The 16,985-nt window shown below is 74.6% G+C and carries 24 protein-coding genes; 9 read left to right on the top strand and 15 right to left on the bottom strand.

All coding sequences use genetic code 11. The features are described 5' to 3' along the window. Window positions 1–38 precede the first annotated feature (38 nt). Together IF45_RS31425 and IF45_RS34285 are read right to left on the bottom strand one after the other, a co-directional pair. Window positions 39–1,472, bottom strand: a complete 1,434-nt coding sequence (locus IF45_RS31425; protein ID WP_234373571.1) for an InlB B-repeat-containing protein — start codon at window positions 1,470–1,472, stop codon at window positions 39–41. Between the two features lie 9 nt (window positions 1,473–1,481). Beyond that, window positions 1,482–1,976, bottom strand: a complete 495-nt coding sequence (locus IF45_RS34285) for a hypothetical protein (protein WP_008404838.1) — start codon at window positions 1,974–1,976, stop codon at window positions 1,482–1,484. A 252-nt stretch (window positions 1,977–2,228) separates the two neighbouring features. Between IF45_RS34285 and IF45_RS0117180 the strand changes: the two genes are divergently transcribed. Continuing rightward, window positions 2,229–2,426, top strand: a complete 198-nt coding sequence (locus tag IF45_RS0117180; protein ID WP_008404840.1) for a hypothetical protein — start codon at window positions 2,229–2,231, stop codon at window positions 2,424–2,426. A 69-nt stretch (window positions 2,427–2,495) separates the two neighbouring features. Here IF45_RS0117180 and IF45_RS0117175 read toward each other — a convergent pair whose 3' ends face one another. From IF45_RS0117175 to IF45_RS0117155, 5 genes are all read right to left on the bottom strand, one after another. Beyond that, the gene (locus IF45_RS0117175) at window positions 2,496–3,278 is read right to left on the bottom strand and encodes an ABC transporter permease (protein WP_003949890.1); all 783 of its coding nucleotides are present in this window, start codon (window positions 3,276–3,278) and stop codon (window positions 2,496–2,498) included. Next, complete coding sequence (locus IF45_RS0117170; protein WP_003949891.1) at window positions 3,275–4,249, bottom strand: daunorubicin resistance protein DrrA family ABC transporter ATP-binding protein; 975 nt, start codon at window positions 4,247–4,249, stop codon at window positions 3,275–3,277. The genes IF45_RS0117175 and IF45_RS0117170 overlap by 4 nt, the downstream gene beginning before the upstream one ends. Before the next feature lie 103 nt (window positions 4,250–4,352). Continuing rightward, the gene (locus IF45_RS0117165; protein ID WP_003949892.1) at window positions 4,353–5,222 is read right to left on the bottom strand and encodes a DUF4097 family beta strand repeat-containing protein; all 870 of its coding nucleotides are present in this window, start codon (window positions 5,220–5,222) and stop codon (window positions 4,353–4,355) included. Between the two features lie 101 nt (window positions 5,223–5,323). After that, entirely contained in the window at window positions 5,324–5,854 is a 531-nt protein-coding gene (locus IF45_RS0117160; RefSeq protein ID WP_003949893.1) for a toxin-antitoxin system HicB family antitoxin, read from the bottom strand. A 205-nt stretch (window positions 5,855–6,059) separates the two neighbouring features. Continuing rightward, window positions 6,060–7,121 (bottom strand): hypothetical protein, encoded by a 1,062-nt coding sequence (locus IF45_RS0117155; protein WP_030308230.1) that lies wholly within the window; start codon window positions 7,119–7,121, stop codon window positions 6,060–6,062. 310 nt (window positions 7,122–7,431) lie between these two features. On the opposite strand from IF45_RS0117155, the gene IF45_RS0117150 reads away from it, so the two are divergent. Next, window positions 7,432–7,620, top strand: coding sequence for a hypothetical protein (locus IF45_RS0117150; RefSeq protein WP_018471250.1), 189 nt, complete (start codon window positions 7,432–7,434; stop codon window positions 7,618–7,620). A 1-nt stretch (window position 7,621) separates the two neighbouring features. Next, window positions 7,622–7,897, top strand: coding sequence for a hypothetical protein (locus IF45_RS0117145; RefSeq protein WP_003949896.1), 276 nt, complete (start codon window positions 7,622–7,624; stop codon window positions 7,895–7,897). Between the two features lie 21 nt (window positions 7,898–7,918). Here the strand turns inward: IF45_RS0117145 and IF45_RS0117140 are convergent, their stop codons facing one another. The 4 genes from IF45_RS0117140 to IF45_RS0117125 are packed head-to-tail and all read right to left on the bottom strand — an operon-like array spanning window position 7,919 to window position 9,225. Next, window positions 7,919–8,140: a hypothetical protein gene (locus IF45_RS0117140; RefSeq protein WP_030308229.1), complete on the bottom strand. Its 222-nt coding sequence runs from the start codon at window positions 8,138–8,140 to the stop codon at window positions 7,919–7,921. 29 nt (window positions 8,141–8,169) lie between these two features. Further along, window positions 8,170–8,463, bottom strand: coding sequence for an MGMT family protein (locus tag IF45_RS0117135; RefSeq protein ID WP_030308228.1), 294 nt, complete (start codon window positions 8,461–8,463; stop codon window positions 8,170–8,172). Beyond that, window positions 8,460–9,002, bottom strand: a complete 543-nt coding sequence (locus IF45_RS0117130) for a DUF488 domain-containing protein (RefSeq protein ID WP_008404850.1) — start codon at window positions 9,000–9,002, stop codon at window positions 8,460–8,462. Before IF45_RS0117130 ends, IF45_RS0117135 begins: the two co-directional genes overlap by 4 nt. 10 nt (window positions 9,003–9,012) lie before the next feature. Beyond that, complete coding sequence (locus IF45_RS0117125; protein WP_030308225.1) at window positions 9,013–9,225, bottom strand: hypervirulence associated TUDOR domain-containing protein; 213 nt, start codon at window positions 9,223–9,225, stop codon at window positions 9,013–9,015. 121 nt (window positions 9,226–9,346) lie between these two features. Here IF45_RS0117125 and IF45_RS0117120 point away from each other — a divergent pair, with 121 nt between their 5' ends. The 5 genes from IF45_RS0117120 to IF45_RS0117100 all read left to right on the top strand — a co-directional run bounded on the left by IF45_RS0117120 (window position 9,347) and on the right by IF45_RS0117100 (window position 12,926). Further along, the gene (locus IF45_RS0117120) at window positions 9,347–9,532 is read left to right on the top strand and encodes a hypothetical protein (protein WP_008404854.1); all 186 of its coding nucleotides are present in this window, start codon (window positions 9,347–9,349) and stop codon (window positions 9,530–9,532) included. Between the two features lie 70 nt (window positions 9,533–9,602). Beyond that, the gene (locus IF45_RS0117115) at window positions 9,603–10,670 is read left to right on the top strand and encodes an NAD-dependent epimerase/dehydratase family protein (RefSeq protein ID WP_030308223.1); all 1,068 of its coding nucleotides are present in this window, start codon (window positions 9,603–9,605) and stop codon (window positions 10,668–10,670) included. 77 nt (window positions 10,671–10,747) lie between these two features. Beyond that, window positions 10,748–11,500, top strand: a complete 753-nt coding sequence (locus IF45_RS0117110; RefSeq protein WP_018471243.1) for a glycosyltransferase family 2 protein — start codon at window positions 10,748–10,750, stop codon at window positions 11,498–11,500. After that, complete coding sequence (locus IF45_RS0117105; RefSeq protein WP_003949904.1) at window positions 11,497–12,144, top strand: TIGR04282 family arsenosugar biosynthesis glycosyltransferase; 648 nt, start codon at window positions 11,497–11,499, stop codon at window positions 12,142–12,144. Before IF45_RS0117110 ends, IF45_RS0117105 begins: the two co-directional genes overlap by 4 nt. Then, window positions 12,141–12,926, top strand: a complete 786-nt coding sequence (locus IF45_RS0117100) for a class I SAM-dependent methyltransferase (protein ID WP_030308221.1) — start codon at window positions 12,141–12,143, stop codon at window positions 12,924–12,926. Before IF45_RS0117105 ends, IF45_RS0117100 begins: the two co-directional genes overlap by 4 nt. Window positions 12,927–13,251: 325 nt before the next feature. Here the strand turns inward: IF45_RS0117100 and IF45_RS0117085 are convergent, their stop codons facing one another. After that, window positions 13,252–14,514: a molybdopterin-dependent oxidoreductase gene (locus IF45_RS0117085; protein WP_030308220.1), complete on the bottom strand. Its 1,263-nt coding sequence runs from the start codon at window positions 14,512–14,514 to the stop codon at window positions 13,252–13,254. Window positions 14,515–14,656: 142 nt separating this feature from the next. On the opposite strand from IF45_RS0117085, the gene IF45_RS0117080 reads away from it, so the two are divergent. Beyond that, on the top strand, window positions 14,657–16,063 hold the full coding sequence (locus IF45_RS0117080; RefSeq protein WP_030308218.1) for a hypothetical protein: 1,407 nt from the start codon (window positions 14,657–14,659) through the stop codon (window positions 16,061–16,063). Between the two features lie 147 nt (window positions 16,064–16,210). On the opposite strand, the gene IF45_RS0117075 is transcribed toward IF45_RS0117080, so the two are convergent. The 3 genes from IF45_RS0117075 to IF45_RS0117065 all read right to left on the bottom strand — a co-directional run bounded on the left by IF45_RS0117075 (window position 16,211) and on the right by IF45_RS0117065 (window position 16,946). Beyond that, the gene (locus tag IF45_RS0117075) at window positions 16,211–16,417 is read right to left on the bottom strand and encodes a DUF397 domain-containing protein (protein ID WP_003949909.1); all 207 of its coding nucleotides are present in this window, start codon (window positions 16,415–16,417) and stop codon (window positions 16,211–16,213) included. Between the two features lie 63 nt (window positions 16,418–16,480). Continuing rightward, window positions 16,481–16,687 carry a DUF397 domain-containing protein gene (locus IF45_RS0117070; RefSeq protein ID WP_003949910.1) on the bottom strand — a complete coding sequence of 69 codons (207 nt, stop codon included), beginning with the start codon at window positions 16,685–16,687 and terminating at the stop codon, window positions 16,481–16,483. Between the two features lie 52 nt (window positions 16,688–16,739). Continuing rightward, window positions 16,740–16,946 (bottom strand): DUF397 domain-containing protein, encoded by a 207-nt coding sequence (locus IF45_RS0117065; protein WP_003949911.1) that lies wholly within the window; start codon window positions 16,944–16,946, stop codon window positions 16,740–16,742. Window positions 16,947–16,985 lie beyond the last annotated feature (39 nt).

Raw genomic sequence — 16,985 nt, 5'->3', positions numbered from 1 at the left:
GGGCTGGTCACACGGTGCGGCCGGATGCCGCTACGGCGTCAGTGCCGGCCCTCCTTCAGGCCGCGCCGCAGCAGGAAGAGGAGGCCGCCGAGGGCGAGGAGCCCGACGGTCAGGGCGATCGGCGTCAGCGAGGACGAGCCGGTCTCCGGGAGACCCGGGCCGTGGCTCGGTGAGTGCGTCGGGTGGGTCGGGCTCGGCGTCGGGGAGGGCGAGGGCACCGGTTCGTACAGCGCGGTGACCTCGACGTCGTTGGCCGGCATGGTGAACGTGGTGGACGGCGAGGAGAGGTCGATGCCCTCCAGCGGGCCGCCCGAGTCGATCCGCCACCCGGTGAACCGCATCCCTTCGGCGGGCTCGTCGGCGGTCAGCTCGACGGTGTCCCCGGCGTAGAAGGTGTCGGTGCTCAGGCCGCCCGGCAGGGTGCCGTTGTTGACGACGACCCTGTACAGCTCCTCCGGTACGCCCTCGATGTACCAGGTGAGGCCACCGGCCTCGTTGGGCTCGGACTTGAGGACGGCGGTGCCCCGGAAGGAGCCGTTGTTCACCGGGATCGGGGTCATCGTGAAGGCCCCGGCGTCGCTGGCGGCGGCCGAGCGGACCAGGTCGATGCGGTCGCCGTCCCAGTCGGGGGAGAGGTCCAGGTCGATGGTGGTGGGGCCGTCGTCGCCGAGGGTGGCCGCCTGCTGGATCTCCAGGAAGTTCTTCGCCTCGTCGCTGGTGGCGCCCATGGCGAGGGTGCCGCCCTCGGAGACGTAGTTCCCGCCGATGGTGGAGAGCAGGTTCTCCGGGGCGTCGGGGCCGTCGAGGCGGAGCAGCCCGGCGTGGGTGAAGGTGCGGCTGCTCATCGTGCCGGCGGCGACCACGTCGACCGTCGAGCCGTTCTCGATGAGCCAGTCCCGGCCGTGGAAGCGGGCCGGGTCCACGTCCATCCCCGTGTCGTCGACGAACCGGATCGAGTCCATCTGGCCGTTGTTGGCCGTGCCGACGGTGCCGAGGAAGGGCGCGGTCTGGTGGTCGAAGACCGTGTGGGCGGTACCGCCCGTGCCGATGCCGCCGCGCAGGATCTGGCGGGTGAAGTCGGTGGCGAAGGGGTCGCCCGGGGCGATGTCCTTCAGGGTGACGGTGGCGGTGCCGTTGACCCGGGAGAGCCCGGCCGCGCCCGCGTAGATGTTGGTGCCGATCTTCCCGCCCTCGATGAGGGTGTCGGCGTTCCCGGTGACGACGTTGCCCTGGATGCTGAGCGGGCCCGCGTAACCGCCGCCGTAGACACCCCCGCTGATGTTCGCGCCGTCGACGATGCGGACGTGGGTGTTGCCGGTGACGTTCTGGTTCCGCGCGTAGCCGCCGCCGAAGACGCTGCCGCCCGCCGTGGAACCGGCCTGCGTGGTGATGATCCCGCCGCTGACCTCGACGTACGTGTCCCCGACGACGTTGTTGGCGAGACCGCCGCCGCCCGGACCGCCGAGCACCATGCCCTGGACCTAGCCGCCGCCGATGACCCAGCCGCGCACCCAGCCGTCGTTCATGGTGACGGTGGAGGGGCCCGTGGTGGTGCCGCTCTCGCCCGCGCCGTACAGGAAGTACGGCTGGTAGCCGCTGGTCGCGGTCGAGGTGAGGTCCGGGGGCGCCCCGTCGTACGTCAGGCGCGAGGGGCCGTCCAGCGGGCCCGCCTGGTTGCCGCCGTAGATGTTGAGGTGCGAGCGGGCCGTGGCGTCCACGGACAGGTCGGTGGAGGTGAGCGCCGGGGTGAGGTTGTTCCCGCCCCCGTAGACGCTGTTGCCGGTGAAGTCGTACCGCCCGCTCGCCGGGTCGTCGGTCCCCGACAGCGTGACCGGCGTGCCGTTGGCGTGCGGATAGGCCGGCGGCTGCGCGGCCCCGGCCGGCCCCGGCACCCCGAGCGCCAGCGCGAGCGAGGCCGCGACGACGCCCGCCACCCGGCGAGGGCGCCGCCGCACCCGATGAACGGTCTGAGCCATGAAGCGCTCCTTGGAACATCAGGGGGCCGGACGGCCCGCGAGGGCTGGACCGCCGACTGACGGAGCGCCACCATGGCCCCGCTGGGGCTTATTTGAGTTATGTCATATCTTGGGATCGGTGTGGTGATCAGGTTCTTCGGGCGCGTGTCCGGGGTGGACGGGGAAGGGTCGCCTGTTTGGTGGGGGTGGGGGGAACTGGTAGCGCTTCGCGCCCGGGAGGGCGGAACCTGGAGGGGGATTGGGAGGACGGCCATGACGAGCTACACCCGTTGGCAGGACATCCGGGCCGGTCACGTCGCCCGGGCGGGCGGCGAGGAGGCCGTGCGTGCGGGCAAGGACGAGCTGCGCGCGGAGGCGCTTCTCGCGCGGGAGGCGCCGGCCCCGTCCGCGAACGCCCCCGGTGGTCATCGCCGTCAGGCGAGCCGCATCGGTGCCCCGAACGCTGACTGACGACCCGACAGGTGAGAGCCCGCCCACCCCTCAAGGGCAGGCGGGCTCTCTCCCCGTGTTCCGGCCGGCTCAGTGGGCCGGGCCCTTGGTGAAGAGGTGGCGGGACCAGAGGTAGCCGGTCAGGGCGATGGCGGCGCACCAGGTGAGGGAGATCCACCAGGCGTTGCCGACGGGGGTGCCGGAGAGGAGGCCGCGGAGGGTCTCGGTCATGGGGGTGAAGGGCTGGTGCTCGGCGAACCAGCGCAGGCCCGGGGACATGGAGTCGGCGGGGACGAAGGCGGAGCCGAGGAAGGGCAGGAACTGGATGAGGAGCGGCTTGTTGCTCGCCGACTCGACGGTCTTGGAGATCAGCCCGAAGCCGGCCGACAGCCAGGTCACGGCGAAGGCGACGGCGGTCAGCAGTCCGGCCGCCGCCAGCCACTCCAGCGGGGTGGCGCCGGAGCGGAAGCCGAGGGCGAGGGCGACGCCGACCACCAGGACGGCGCAGGCCATGGTCTGGACGACGCTGCCGAGGACGTGCCCGGTCATGAACGAGGCGCGGGTGATGTCCATGGTCCGGAACCGGTTGATGATGCCCTCGGTCATGTCCGAGCAGATGGCGATCGAGGTCGACATCGAGCCGGCGGCCACGCCCATGATGATCACGCCGGGCGTCAGGTACTCCAGGTAGGCGGCTCTGCCGCCGCCCATCCCGGCGCCGATCGAGTCCCCGAAGGCGTAGACGAAGAGGAGCAGCATGAGGATGGGGAGCATGGCGCTGCCCAGTCCCACGGCCGGGTAGCGGATGGCGTGCTTCAGGTTGCGCCGCAGCATCGTCGCGGAGTCGTGGACGGCGTAGGTGAGGGTGCTCATCGCTGGGTCTCCTTCGCGCCCTCGCCGGTGAGGGCGAGGAAGACGTCGTCGAGGTCGGGGGTGTGGACGGAGAAGCCGGCGGCGTGGGCTCCCGCGCCGTCGAGCCGGTCGAGGAGGGCGCGCAGGGCGTCGAGGCCGCCGTCGCCCGCGACGCGCAGGGCCAGTTGCTCGTCGTCGCGCGTCGCGTCGGGGAAGACGGTGGCGGCCCGCTCGTAGTCGGCCGGGGCGGTGAAGCGCAGCCGGACGTGGCTGCCGGGGATGCGGGCCTTCAGTTCGTCGGCGGTGCCCTCGGCGACGATCCGGCCGCCGTCGAGCACGGCGATCCGGTCGGCCAGCTGGTCGGCCTCCTCCAGGTACTGGGTGGTGAGGAAGACCGTGGTGCCCCCGGCGACCAGTTCGCGCACCGTCTCCCACATGGTGCGGCGGCTGCGCGGGTCGAGGCCGGTGGTCGGCTCGTCCAGGAAGATCACCCGCGGGTCGCCGACCAGCGTCATGGCGAGGTCCAGCCGGCGCCGCATCCCGCCGGAGAAGAGCGCGGCCCGGCGGCCCGCGACGTCGGCGATGCCGAACCGCTCCAGCAACTCCTGTGTACGGGCCCGCCCTTCGCGCTTGCCGAGCCGCAGCAGGTCGGCCATGAGGAGCAGGTTCTCCTCGGCGGTGAGCAGGTCGTCCAGGGCGGCGAACTGGCCGGTGACGCCGATCGCGGCCCGTACGCGGTCCGGGGCGGCGGCCACGTCGTGCCCGGCGACCTCGGCGCGGCCGCCGTCGGCCGGGACGAGCGTGGAGAGGATGTTGACGGTGGTGGTCTTGCCGGCGCCGTTCGGGCCGAGCAGGGCGAAGACGGAGCCGGCCGGGATGCGCAGGTCGATGCCGTCGAGGACGGTCTTGTCGCCGTACGCCTTGCGCAGGCCGGTGGTGGTGATCGCGGCGGGCGGGCGGTCGTCCCCGCCGCCTCGGCGCGACGTGGGCATGACAACAGAACCCATGGGGCTCTCCCTTTCGGAGGCGTGGTGAGAGTGAGGGTGAGAAGTGGGGCGCGGGGCCGGGGCCGCCGGTGCGGGCGGCCCCGGCCGGTCAGGCGCGGGCGCGCCGGATCTCGACGGTGCCGAAGCGGGTGCGGGCCCGCAGTTCGAGGGTGGCGTCGGCCTCGTCGGGGCCCTCGGCGGAGTCCAGGGCGTTGACGACCTGTCCGGCGTGCGAGTTGGCGTCGATCCAGACGGCCGTGCCCTTGCGGACCCCGACCTCGACCGAGCCGTACGAGGTCTCCAACTCGGCCTTGCCCCGCACCGCTTCGGCGATCCGCACCGAACCGTGGGCGGTGGTGGCGGCGACCGAGCCCTCGGCGCGCTCGACCAGGATGTCGCCGTTGGCGCCCCGTACCCGCAGGTCGCCGAGGGCGGCGGCCACACTGGTGGTGCCGTGCGAGTTCTTCAGGACGGCCGGGCCGGTGACGGTGCCGATCCGCAGACTGCCGTTGCTGGTGGTGATCTCGGCGCTGCCCTCGACGCGCTCCACGGTCACGGAGCCGGCGGAGGCGGTGACGTGCAGGGGCCCGGTGGAGTCGAGCCGTACGTCGCCCGCCGAGGTCTTGACGCGGACCTCGCCCAGCGCGCCCTCGCCGTGGATCTGGGCCCAGGCCCCGGTCAGCTCGGCGCGCGAGCCGGTGGGCAGCGCGACGGTCACGTCGACCGAGCCGGTGCGCCCGAACAGGGCGCGCTGCTTGGGCGTCCGGACGGTCAGCAGGTTGTTCAGGAAGGTGACGTCGGTCTGCTCGGCGACGCGGACGTCCTGGTCCTTGCCGGCGTCGCGCGGCCGGACCTCCACCGTGGTGTCGCTCCGGCCGGTGGCGACGAGGCGGATCGACCCGGCCTCCACGTGCACGGTGGCGGTGATCGGCTCGGGGGTCTCGAAGGAGGTGTCGCGGGAAGTGGCGGAAGAAGGCATGGCTGTCCCGTCCTCGGGTGTCTTCGCGGCGTCCTCGCAGGTGGGACGCGGTGCGGTGGAAGTGGGGTGAGGTGGTGCGGGGCGTGCCTGGCCGGGTGCGGTCAGCGCGCCCAGCCGGTGAAGCTCTGGCCGACCGTGCGGGGGGTGCGGGCCGCCGGCGAGGGGCGCGCGGGGGCGCTCCCGCCGTCGACCGCCGCCGAGACGGCTCGGACGAGCCAGGCGTTGACCGACAGGCCCTCGGCGGTGGCCGCCTCCTCGGCGCGGGCCTTGAGGTGGGCGGGGAGGCGGAGGTTGACGCGGGCGGTGCCGCCCTCGTCCCCGTCGGCCGGGGCGGGCGCCGGCGCCCGGAGCGGTTCGGCGGCGCCCTGCTCCTCGTACGCCTCCTCGCGCGGCGGCGGCGTCACGACGAAGTCCGGGTCGATTCCCCGCAGCCGCACGTCCACCGAGCCGGGGGCCAGCTCCCGGGTGATCTCGTCCATGGCGGCGGAGAGGACGTGCAGCATCGCGAGCCGGGTGGCCGACTCCAGTGGAGCGGTCAGCCGCTCGGCCAGCACGCGGGCTTCCTCACCGCCTGCCTCGGCGGCCACCGCGAGTTCACGGTGAAGGGTTTCGACATAGGGCGTCAGGTCCATGACGCCATAGTGGCACCACTGTGGCGCCATGGCAACCCTGAAATGGCGTCGCTGGGGGAAGGTGGCTTACGTCGAGGCCCTGACCTGCGTGAATCTGCGCGATGTGGAGTGGTGTCGGTGTGGTACCGCGTGGTGCCATGTGGTGCCACGCGGTGTCTTCGTGGTGCCACATGGCGCCTTCGTGAGGCCACGCCGTGCTGTCCCCTCAGGAGCGGGTGGCCTTGTCGCACTGGTCCCCCGAGCCGTCGCGCAGCTCCTGGCTGCGGTCGTACGGGTCGATCTCGTCGCCGGTGGTGGCCTCCGGCCGGTCCTCGCCGAACGGCGGGGTGAAGTAGCCGGTGGAGTCCCCGCAGCCGCCGTTGGTGACGTGCAGCCGGTACGAGAGGAGGGAGAAGGTGCCCGGCTCGGTGACGACCTTGGCGGGGTCGTCCCAGCTCATGACGGTCTCGCGGCGGACGACGGTGCGCACGACCTCGTCGCGGGCGCCCTCCGCCCGCACCACCGGGTAGACGAAGGTGACATCGGCGGAGACCTCCAGCGCGCCCCGCTTCCCCTCGCGGTAGGTGAGCCGCCCCCGGGTCCGGACCTCGTCGCCGACGAGGTGGGTCCGCGCGGTGTCGAAGCGGCTGGCCAGCAGGAGCGGGTCGTTCTCCGGTCCGGGCTCGCGGAACGCTGTCCTCAGGAACGTCTGGACGTCCTCCTGGTGCGGGTTGACCAGCTTCGGCGTCTTCTCGGGGCGTGCGCCGCGCAGTACGTCGGCGTCCAGGTTGGTCTCGGTCAGGAAGGTGAGGCTGCGGTCGAGCGCCCGGCGGACCTCGGCCGCGTCCATCCACCCGGTGGCCTCGGCCTTCGGCATCGTGATCCCCGCCGCGCCGCTCTCCCACCGGGCCGCGGGCGAGCCCCGGAACGGCGCGTCGAGGGTGGGCCGCGCGGCGGACTCCGCCGGGGGCGCCGAGCTGGGGCGCCCCGTCTCCGGCGCCGCCACCGGGGGTTCCGCCTCCGAGCCGCCGAACGGGCCGAGGAACCAGCCCGCGGCGACCACGACGGCCAGGACGAGCGCGGCGATCAGCGGCCCCACGAGACGCCGGCGCTCCCGCCGGACGACCGGCGGCGGCGGGTTCGGGGAGTAGGTCCGCCACCCCTCCGGTTCGGGCTCGTCGCGCAGCCGGCGGGCCACGCTCCGGGCGCGCGCCGACGGCTCCTTCGGCGCGTCGGCGGTCCCCTCCACCGACTCCCGCAGGAATCTCTCCCACTCGTCGTCCGGCACGGAAGACCCGTCCCGCCCCGCCCCAGCCCCAGTCCCCACCCGAGCCCCCCTTTGTCATGTCAGCTCCAGGATGATCGCACAGCGCCCGAAAGCCGCCCTGACCACGCCTCCTCAGCCGCTCCCCGGATGCTCCTCGGCCGCTCCTCCGCCGCCGGCGGAGACCGCCCCGCCCGCCGCCCGCGCGGTGAGGCGCGGGTCACGGCAACGGGCCGCGTGCCGAACTTACTTGCGGGTAAGCGGCGGGCATGGACGCGTTGATCACCTGTTCCGAAGGACCGCGCCCCACCCCCGGACGAAGGAGCTGACTGCCATGATCTTCCTGGTCGCCGCCCTGCTCGTACTGGGCGTCCTGGTCGGAGCCGCCGCCTACCTGCCGCTGCCCGTCACCCTCGTCCTCGGCACGCTGATCCTGCTCTGGCTGGCCGTCTTCACGGTCCGCGAGCGCGGACGCCGCCGGGCGAGGAACCGTCCCGGACACCTCACGGAGAAGGGAGCCTGACGTGCGCCTGACCGCACCGCCCGCCGCCGAGACCGGCCGCCGCGACGCCGAAGGCATGGCCGTCGCCTCCTTCGTCACCGGCCTGGCCGGCCTCCTCGTCCTCAACCTCATCCTCGGCCCGACCGCCATCGTCCTGGCCGTCCTCGCCCTGCGCCGGGGCACCCCCCGCCGCTTCCGCGCCTGGCTCGGCCTGGGCCTCGGCATCGCCGACCTGGTGGTGCTGGGGGTGCTGACCCTCGTTCAGGGGACCACGCCGTGGGTGGTGTGGGGCGGGTAGCGCCCGCCGGACGGGCCCGTCCTACCGGTCCGCCCCGAGCACGATCCCGTCCTTGCCGACCAGCCCCGCCACCGGCGCGAGGGTGGCCTGCCCGCCGCTCAGGAGCTTGTCCTGGCCCGACAGGACCGAGAGGCCGTCCGGCCCGGTCAGGCCGGGGAGTTCGAGGGCCTGGGCGGTGCCGGTGGCCGACAGGGCGGCCCCGGCCAGGGTGAGGGTCGCGGCGATGCGCGTGAGCTTGTTCATGACCGGCTAACCGTTCCCCGGCCCGATGGTCACGGCGGGCCCCACCGGTGGCGTGCCCGCTCCAGGTCCACCCGCCCGCCCCGCATCGGCGTCCCCTCCTCGGCCAGCAGGGCCGGGGCCAGGCCGCCGTGGCAGGTGGCGGGGGTGCCGTCCGCGTGGACCACGCGCCACCAGGGCAGCCCGGTCTCCTCGCCGAGCAGGCTCATGGCGCGGCCGACCTGGCGCGGGCCCGTCCCGAGGTGGCGGCCGATCTCGCCGTACGAGGCGACGGAGCCGGCCGGGATGGTCAGGACGGCCTCCCGGACCTCGTCGACCCAGGTCATGACGGTTCCGGGGGCGGCGGGTAGGTGAGGCGGCCGTCGGTGACGCGGGCGTGTTCGCTGAGGGCGGCCGGGCGGACCGAGGTCTCCGAGAGGATGTGTTCGACCTCGGCCCCGGCGACCAGCAGCGCGTCGGTGATCAGGCGGCGGTGGCAGCGCCAGGGCACGGCCTCGCTGCACATCAGGGCGACCCGTTCGCGTGCGGCCAGGTCCAGCACCTCGTCCAGCCCCTCGGCGAACTCCTCGCCGGCCATGTGGTCGGCGTAGTCGCGGAACGCCTTGACCCGCCAGGCGCCGTTCTCGCTGGGGACGCCCTTCGGGGTGTGGCGTCTGCCGCCGAGCCGGGGGAGCCAGCGGTAGCCGATGCCGGGCGGCAGGGCCCCGGTGACGGCCTCCTGGTTCCACTGGGGGTGCTTCCGGGAGGACGGGAAGCGGCGGACGTCGGCCAGGAGGGTCACGTCGTGGGCGCGCAGCATCCGCACCACCTCGTCGAACTCCCGGGTGGAGTGGCCGAGGGTGTGGATGCGGTACGGACGCACCACCGGCCCCGCCTCACACCTTCCTCAGGGCCCGGCCCTTGTGCAGGGCGATGTGGCCGGTCCTGTCGCTCCTGATCTCGTACTGGGGGTCGTCCGGCGAGCAGTGGTGGGTGTAGCCCTTGAACTCCACGTCCTCGGTGTGCTTGCGCACGATCACGCCCTGGACGTGTCCCGCCTCGGAGTTCCACCGCACGTGGTCGCCCACGGAGAACTGCTCTGTTGCCATCCGCTTCCCTCCACGTTGGGGAGATCCGTACCCGCCCCTCCAGGGTCGCCCCGCCGCGCCGGCTCCGCGAGCGCTCCGGCTCCCGCTCGCGGGCGGCCCGGGTCCGTCGTACACAGGAACCATGAGCGAGGAGACAGCGACGTGGCGGCCGGGTGAGATCGTGCCCGAGAGCGGGATCTACGCGTGCGACTGCGGCCAGGGGCATCACTGGAGCACCGACGTGAAGGGGCACCGCTTCCCGCCCCTGCCGGCGGGGTGCCCGGGTGCCACCTGGTCGCTGCGGACGGACGCGCACCCGGACACCTGAGCCGCCCCACCCGGCGGGCCCCTCCGCGCGCCTCACCGCGCCCCGCCGCCCGCCGCCTAGCGTGAGCCTCATGCGCGTACTGGTCACCGGCGGAGCCGGGTTCATCGGATCGCAGGTCGTACGGGAGCTGGCGGCGGCCGGGCACGAGGCGGTGGTGTTCGACGCGCTGCTGCCCGCCGCCCATCCCGGCGGCCACGGGCCGCGGGAGGCGCGGACCGTCGTGGCGGACCTGCGCGACGCCGAGCGGGTGCGGGCGGCGCTGGCCGGGATCGACGCCGTGTGCCACCAGGCGGCGATGGTCGGGCTCGGCAAGGAGTTCGCGGACGCCCCCGCCTACGTCGGCTGCAACGACCTCGGCACCGCCGTGCTGCTCGCCGAGATGGCGGCGGCGGGCGTGCGGGACCTGGTCGTCGCCGGGTCGATGGTGGTCTACGGCGAGGGGCGGTACGACTGCGCCCGGCACGGCACCGTCCGCCCGGGCCCGCGCGCCGCCGCCGACCTGGACGCGGGCCGCTTCGAGCCGCCCTGCCCGGAGTGCGGCGCCCCGCTCCGCCCCGGCCTGGTCGCCGAGGACGCGCCCACCGACCCGCGCAACGTCTACGCGGCCACCAAACTCGCCCAGGAACACCTCGCCTCGGCCTGGTCCCGCGCCACCGGCGGCCGGGCCGTCGCCCTGCGCTACCACAACGTGTACGGGCCGGGGATGCCGCGCGACACCCCGTACGCCGGGGTGGCCTCGTTCTTCCGCTCGGCCCTGGCCCGGGGGGAGGCACCCCGGGTCTACGAGGACGGGGCGCAGCGGCGCGACTTCGTCCACGTCCGGGACGTGGCCAGCGCCAACACGGTGGCGCTGGCGGCGCTGGCCGTGCGGGAGCCGGGCTTCTTCGCCGCGTACAACACGGGGAGCGGGGAGCCGCACACCATCGGGGAGATGGCCGCCGCGCTGGCGGCCGCGCACGGCGGGCCCGCACCGGTGGTCACCGGGGAGTACCGGCTCGGCGACGTCCGCCACGTCACCGCCGACTCCCGGCGGCTCCGCGACGAACTGGGGTGGAAGCCGCAGGTGGGGTTCGCCGAGGGGATGGCGGAGTTCGCGGCGGCACCGCTGCGGGCCGGCGCGGGCCCCGGCTCCGGCTGACCGGCCGTCCGCCACTCGGTCTACGGCTGCGGCGCACGGACACGCGATGCCCGGAATGCGCCCTTATGATCCGTAGGATGATCGGCGTGAACGAAGATCCGACCGGCTCCACCGTGTCTGCCCGCGCGGACCTCGTCCTGCCCTGCCTCGACGAGGCGGAGGCCCTGCCCTGGGTGCTGGGGCGGCTGCCCGAGGGGTGGCGGGCGATCGTCGTGGACAACGGCTCCACCGACGGCTCGGCCGACCTCGCCCGCTCGCTGGGCGCCACCGTCGTCCACGAGTCCCGGCGCGGCTTCGGCGCCGCCTGCCACGCCGGGCTGCTCGCCGCCACGGCGCCCTACGTCTGCTTCTGCGACTGCGACGGCTCGCTCGACCCGGCGCTGCTGCCCGGGTTCGTCGACCGGATCGCCGCCGGGGAGAGCGACCTCGTCCTCGGACGGCGCCGCCCGCAGAGCCGGGGCGCCTGGCCCGCGCACGCCCGCGCCGGCAACCTCGCCCTCTCCCGGATGCTGCGCTCCCGCACCGGGCTGCGCCTGCGCGACCTCGGCCCGATGCGCGCCGCCCGCCGCGAGGCCCTGCTCGACCTCCACCTCACCGACCGGCGCAGCGGCTACCCGCTGGAGATGGTGGTGCGCGCCTCGGACGCCGGGCTCCGCGTCACCGAGACGGACGTGCCGTACCTCGCCCGCACCGGCCGCTCCAAGGTGACCGGCACCTGGCGCGGCACCTGGCAGGCCGTCCGCGACATGCGCGCCGTCCTCCACGCGCCCCCGGCCGCACCCGCCCCGGCCCCCGCGCCCGCGTCCGGCCCGGCGGAGGTGACCCGGTGACCCCCGGACCGACGACCCTGCTCGTCCTCGCCAAGGAGCCGGTGCCCGGCCGGGTCAAGACCCGCCTGACCCCGCCCTTCTCCCCCGAGGAGGCCGCCGAACTGGCCGCCGCCTCCCTCGCCGACACCCTGGACCTCGTCCTCACCCTGCCCGCCCGCCGCCACGTCCTCGTCCTCGACGGACGCCCCGGCCCCTGGCTGCCGCCGGGCATCGAGGTACGCGCCCAGGCACCGGGCGGCCTCGACGAGCGCATCGCCGCCGCCTTCGCCGCCTGCGCGGGCCCCACCGTGCTGATCGGGATGGACACCCCGCACCTCACCGCCTCCCACCTCGCCCCCGCCCTCGCTCCGGCCGCCTGGGACGGCTGCGACGCCTGGTTCGGGCCCGCCGAGGACGGCGGCTTCTGGGCGCTCGGCCTGGCCCGGCCCCGGCCCGGCCTCGTCCTCGGCGTCCCCATGTCCCGCCCGGACACCGGCTGCCTCCAGCGCGCCCGGCTGACCGGCGCCGGCCTCGCCGTCCGCGACCTGCGGGAACTGCGCGACGTCGACGAGGCGGCCGACGCCGAGCACGCCGCCGCCGAGGCCCCCGACGGGCGGTTCGCCGAGACCCTGGCGAGGCTGACCGGAGCGGCGGCCCTGCGATGAGCACCGCCCTGCCGCCGACGGGCCCCGGCCGGCCCGCCGACTGGGCCACCGACCCGTACGCCAACGCGCTCCGCTCCGGCCGGGGCCCGCTCTACCTGCGGCGCAGCGACGGCTGGCTGCTGCCGCTGGACGTCGAGCGCTGGTGCGCCGAGGCCGACGCCGCCGACCTCTCGGCCCTGCGCCGCTGCGAGGGCGCGGTCCTCGACATCGGCTGCGGGCCCGGCCGCCTGGTCGCCGCCCTCGCCGGGCGCGGGCACCAGGCGCTCGGCATCGACGTCAGCGAGGCGGCCGTCGCCTACACCCAGCGGCTGGGCCGCACCGCGCTGCGCCGCTGCGTCTTCGACGAGGTGCCGGGCGAGGGCACCTGGGGCACCGCCCTGCTCCTCGACGGCAACATCGGCATCGGCGGCGACCCCGGCGCCCTGCTCGCCCGCATCGCCGCCCTGCTCGTCCCCGGCGGCCTCCTCGTCGCCGAGACGGCCCCCCACGACGTGGACGAACACGTCCGGGTCCGCCTGGACGACGGGCGCGGCCCCGACGCCTCCGCCGGCCACTTCCCGTGGGCCCGCGTCGGTACCCCGGCCCTGCTCCGGCACGCCCGCGCGCACGGCTGGGGCATCGCCGATCAGTGGGAGGCCGACGGGCGGCCCTTCGTCGCCCTGCGCCGGGAGCGCACCGCCCGTACGGCGAGCAGCAGCGCGGAGAGCGCGAAGAGCCCGGCGGTGATCAGCAGCCAGTTGCCGAGGAACCTGTCGGGGGACATCCCGCTCGCCGAGGCGTAGGCGCCCGGCGGGTGACGCGTGATCAGCGGCCACCACATCAGCAGGAGCAGCCCCGACAGGAGCGCGGGCACCCGGACGAAGTTCACCAGCGTCCGGCGCCGCCCCAGCGCCCGCGCCACGGCCCGGTCCGCCAGCGAGTACAGCGGCACCAGCACCAGGTCGTGGGCGAGCGCCGCCCCCGCGAACCACACCACGACCAGCCACGCCTGACCGCCCGCCAGCAGCCGCACCCCCGCGTACCCGGCGAGCGCGAACGAGGCCGCCATCAGGACGAGGTGCAGCGGCCCCTCCCCGTACCAGCGGGCCGCCCGCCCCCGGGCCCGGCTCATCGCGGGTCTCCGAAGGTCATCCGCGCCACCCATTTCGTGTTCATCACCCCGGGTGCGGCCGGGACGATCACCCGGGCCGGAAAGCCGTGGTCGAGGGAGAGCGCCGCGCCGCCCACGGTGAGGGCGAGCAGGGAGCGCGGGTCGGCCACCTGGTTGTCCCGCAGGGCCACCGACCGGAACGGGCCGCTGACCTGGAGCGATTCGACCAGGACGGCGGGCGGCGGCCCGTCCCCGTACCCCGCGAGCGCCGCCAGGTCGCGCAGCCGCACCCCGCGCCAGAGCTGGTCGGCGGTGGACCAGCCCTCGACGCAGGCGATCGGCAGGGCGGCGCTGTGCTGCTCCAGGGCGAGGAGCTGGGCCCGGGAGAGCCGCAGCTCCCCGGCGGGGCCGGCCAGCGTGAGCCGCCACCGCTCACCGGTGTCGGCGGTCACGATCCCCGCCTTCCGGGCCGTCTTGTTGATCTGGAAGCCGTTCGGCCCGCTGCCCGGCTCGGCGCCGCCGCGCGGGGTGAGCAGCGCGACCCGGCGCCAGGTCCCGTCGAAACTCCGCCCCACCGAGGTCACCAGGAGCAGCAGCGACCCGGCCCCCACCACGGCCAGCGCCCCGCGCCGCGACACCGTCGCCCCGGCCGGGGCGGGCGCGGCCAGTTCGTCCCGCTCGCCGGGCGCGACCCCGTGCCGCAGCACCCGCACCGTCCTCGGCAGCCGCAGCACGACGTGCGCCACGAACGCGCCCATGAACACCCACGCCCCGTAGAAGTGCAGCACGTAGAACGAGCCCGGGAACAGGTACTCCAGCTGGATGTTGAGCAGCCCGGTGGCGAACTGGAACAGCGCCCCGCCCACCAGCAGCAACAGCGACACCCGCTCCAGCGCCCGCCCCACCGACCGGGCCGGCGGCAGCGCGAAAAGGCGCGGGATCACCGACCACAACTTCGCCAGCAACACCGGGACGAGCACGATGCCGAGGGTGACGTGCACCCCCTGGGTCAGCCGGTACAGCCAGTGCGGCCCGGTCGGCCAGGCGAACAGGTAGAACCCGAGCAGCCCCTTCTCCGGCGTCTTGTCGTTCACCGCCGCCAGATCCGGGTTGTACGCCGCGTACGACAGCAGCCCCGTCACGAACAGCACGGTGATCCCACCGAGCAGCACCAGCCCCAGCACCGAGGTGAACCGCACCCCGCGCACCGGGCTGCGCCAGAACCGGGGGTCGGAGGGGAGCCGCGCGGGGGCGGCGGACGGCTGGCGGGAGGCGGGCATGGGGCGACGGTAAGCCGGACAACCCGTCCCGAAAGGGGTTACGGCGCCGCACGCGCCCGTACGTCACCCTTCGGCCCGGCGTCCGCGTGACGTGGCGGCGTCGCACCGCCGCCCCGGGCACCCGCGTGCATAGCGTGCCGGTGTGAAGACCGAGGAGCGCAGCGACAGCAGCCGGCCCGCCGAGGAGCCCGCCGCCCCGGCCGGGCGCGCGGGCCACCGCCCCGACCTGGTCGCCGCCGGGGTGGGCGCGCTGCTGGTGGCGGTGGCCTGCGGCGTCGGCTGGGCGTGGCAGAGGTCCAACGGCGAACTCCAGGCCCAGTGGCCCCCGCTCCTCGCCTCCTGGAACCCGCACGTGGGCCCCGGCACCCCGGCCGCCCTCACCGTCGCCGCCGCCGTCGTCGCGTACGGCCCCGCGCTCGCCGACCGCCTGCCCTGGCGCCGCCTGCTCCTGACCGCCTGGGCCACGGCGCTGGCCTGGATCTTCTCCCTCGCCCTGATCGAAGGCTGGTACCGGGGCATCGCCCGCCGCCTCACCACCAAACACGAGTACCTGCGCGTCATCGACCGCTTCGACGACATCCCCGCCGCCCTGCGCGGCTTCACCGACCACATCGTCGTCGGCCCGCCCGGCAACTGGCCCGCCCACGTCGCCGGCCACCCGCCCGGCGCCACCCTCACCTTCGTCTGGCTCGACCGGATCGGCCTCGGCGGCGGGGCCTGGGCGGGGGTCTTCTGCATCGTGCTGGGCGCCTCGGGCGTGGCCGCCGTGCTGATCGCGGTCCGCGCCCTCGCCGGGGAACGCCTCGCCCGCCGCGCCGCCCCCTTCCTCGCCCTCGCCCCCTTCGCCGTCTGGACCGGCACCTCGGCCGACGGCTACTTCGCCGGGGTCGCCGCCTGGTCCATCGCCCTCCTCGCCGTCGCCGCCACCCGCCGCTCCCTGCTCGCGGCCTGCGCCTCCGGCCTCCTCTTCGGCTGGACCTGCTACCTCTCCTACGGCCTCCCCCTCATCGCCCTCCCCCTCGCCACCGTCCTCCTCATCACCCGCACCACCCGCCCCGTCCTCCCCTTCCTCGCCGCCGCCCTGACCGTCCCCCTCGCCTTCACCCTCACCGGCTTCGCCTGGTGGGAGGCGTACCCCCTCCTCGTCGAGCGCTACTACCAGGGCGCGGGCGGCGTCCGCCCCTACGCCTACTGGGTCTGGGGCAACCTCGCCGCCGCCACCCTCGCCGTCGGCCTCGCCACCGCCGCCGGCCTCCGCCGCACCCTGACCGCGACCCCGTCCGCCGCCCTCGGCGCCCTGCACCCCCGCCGCCCCACGCCCACCCCCGAAGCCGCCCTCACCCTCCTCGTCCTCGCCGCCCTCCTGGCCCTCCTCGCCGCCGACCTCTCCGGCATGAGCAAGGCCGAGACGGAGCGGATCTGGCAGCCGTTCTACTTCTGGCTGCTTCCGGCTACGGCGCTGCTTCCGGTGAGGGGGCGACGGGGGTGGCTGGGGGCGCAGGCGGGGGTGGCGCTGCTGGTCAATCACCTGGTGTGGACGGGGTGGTGAGGGGGCTGGCGCGAGGCTCAGACTCGACGAAGGCCGCCCGAAAAGGGCGGCCTTCGTGCTCTTCCAGCACAGAGCCCGTCGACATCCCTGGCGCGGGCTGGCGACGGGCTTACGTGCGTCCTGTGGTCGAGGCGACCCGGTGCTTGATCAGGCCGGGAAACCGTCGGCCTTGATCTCCGCGACGAAGACGGAGAACGAGGTGACGGGCAGCACCAGAACGGGGCCGGACTGGATCTTGGAGTCGCGGACGGGGACTACCCCGTGCGATGCGATCAGGTCGGCGGCGACCTCTACGCACTGGCCACCGTTGGCGCTGTAGGAGGACTTGAACCAGGTGAAGGAACCGGTCGTCATGGGGTACCCCTTTGCGGCTGGTTGATCACGAATATTCAGTGACGGTTTCGCCCCAGAAGAGGATCAGGCTGAGAAGCCGCCCGCCTTGACCCCTGCAATGAAGGCCGCGAAGGACGAGGCGGGCAGTGCCAGGACCGGACCAGCCTGAACCTTGGAGTCTCGGACCGGGACCATCTCGTGGGAGGCGACCAAGTCGGCGGCGACCTCTACGCAACTGCCGCCGTTCGAGCTGTAGGAGGACTTGAACCAGGCGAGAGACTCGGTCGTCATGGGGTGCCCTTTCGTGAGGGGTCGATGACGGGGAGGGTGCGCCAGCGGTTGGTCAGACTGGAAAGTCCCCGGCCTTGACCCCCGCGACGAAGGCGGAGAACGAGGAGACGGGCAGCGCCAGGACGGGGCCGGACTGGATCTTGGAGTCGCGGACGGGGACCACTCCGTGCGAGGCGATCAGGTCGGCGGCGACCTCTACGCACTGGCCACCGTCGGTGCTGTACGAGGACTTGAACCAAGCGAGGGGTTCGGTCGTCACAGGGTGCCCTTTCGCAGTTGGCTGGTCGGGCGGCGCGAA

The sequence above is a fragment of the Streptomyces albidoflavus genome (genome assembly GCF_000719955.1).
GTDB classification, from domain to species: domain Bacteria; phylum Actinomycetota; class Actinomycetes; order Streptomycetales; family Streptomycetaceae; genus Streptomyces; species Streptomyces albidoflavus.
The sequence above is the reverse complement of the archived record's forward strand: the minus strand, read 5'-3'. Positions and strand labels throughout refer to the sequence as shown.

Excerpts from the sequence above, each read along its gene's own strand:
- IF45_RS0117070 (WP_003949910.1), bottom strand. The coding sequence starts at position 16,687 with ATGACGACCGAGTCTCTCGCCTGGTTCAAGTCCTCCTACAGCTCGAAC.
- IF45_RS0117135 (WP_030308228.1), bottom strand. The coding sequence starts at position 8,463 with ATGACCTGGGTCGACGAGGTCCGGGAGGCCGTCCTGACCATCCCGGCC.
- IF45_RS0117180 (WP_008404840.1), top strand. The coding sequence starts at position 2,229 with ATGACGAGCTACACCCGTTGGCAGGACATCCGGGCCGGTCACGTCGCC.
- IF45_RS31425 (WP_234373571.1), bottom strand. The coding sequence starts at position 1,472 with ATGGTGCTCGGCGGTCCGGGCGGCGGCGGTCTCGCCAACAACGTCGTC.
- IF45_RS0117125 (WP_030308225.1), bottom strand. The coding sequence starts at position 9,225 with ATGGCAACAGAGCAGTTCTCCGTGGGCGACCACGTGCGGTGGAACTCC.
- IF45_RS0117165 (WP_003949892.1), bottom strand. The coding sequence starts at position 5,222 with ATGCCTTCTTCCGCCACTTCCCGCGACACCTCCTTCGAGACCCCCGAG.
- IF45_RS0117115 (WP_030308223.1), top strand. The coding sequence starts at position 9,603 with ATGCGCGTACTGGTCACCGGCGGAGCCGGGTTCATCGGATCGCAGGTC.
- IF45_RS0117120 (WP_008404854.1), top strand. The coding sequence starts at position 9,347 with ATGAGCGAGGAGACAGCGACGTGGCGGCCGGGTGAGATCGTGCCCGAG.
- IF45_RS0117140 (WP_030308229.1), bottom strand. The coding sequence starts at position 8,140 with ATGAACAAGCTCACGCGCATCGCCGCGACCCTCACCCTGGCCGGGGCC.
- IF45_RS0117075 (WP_003949909.1), bottom strand. The coding sequence starts at position 16,417 with ATGACGACCGGTTCCTTCACCTGGTTCAAGTCCTCCTACAGCGCCAAC.
- IF45_RS0117170 (WP_003949891.1), bottom strand. The coding sequence starts at position 4,249 with ATGCCCACGTCGCGCCGAGGCGGCGGGGACGACCGCCCGCCCGCCGCG.
- IF45_RS0117085 (WP_030308220.1), bottom strand. The coding sequence starts at position 14,514 with ATGCCCGCCTCCCGCCAGCCGTCCGCCGCCCCCGCGCGGCTCCCCTCC.
- IF45_RS0117160 (WP_003949893.1), bottom strand. The coding sequence starts at position 5,854 with ATGGACCTGACGCCCTATGTCGAAACCCTTCACCGTGAACTCGCGGTG.
- IF45_RS0117175 (WP_003949890.1), bottom strand. The coding sequence starts at position 3,278 with ATGAGCACCCTCACCTACGCCGTCCACGACTCCGCGACGATGCTGCGG.
- IF45_RS0117150 (WP_018471250.1), top strand. The coding sequence starts at position 7,432 with ATGATCTTCCTGGTCGCCGCCCTGCTCGTACTGGGCGTCCTGGTCGGA.
- IF45_RS34285 (WP_008404838.1), bottom strand. The coding sequence starts at position 1,976 with ATGGCTCAGACCGTTCATCGGGTGCGGCGGCGCCCTCGCCGGGTGGCG.
- IF45_RS0117100 (WP_030308221.1), top strand. The coding sequence starts at position 12,141 with ATGAGCACCGCCCTGCCGCCGACGGGCCCCGGCCGGCCCGCCGACTGG.
- IF45_RS0117110 (WP_018471243.1), top strand. The coding sequence starts at position 10,748 with ATGATCGGCGTGAACGAAGATCCGACCGGCTCCACCGTGTCTGCCCGC.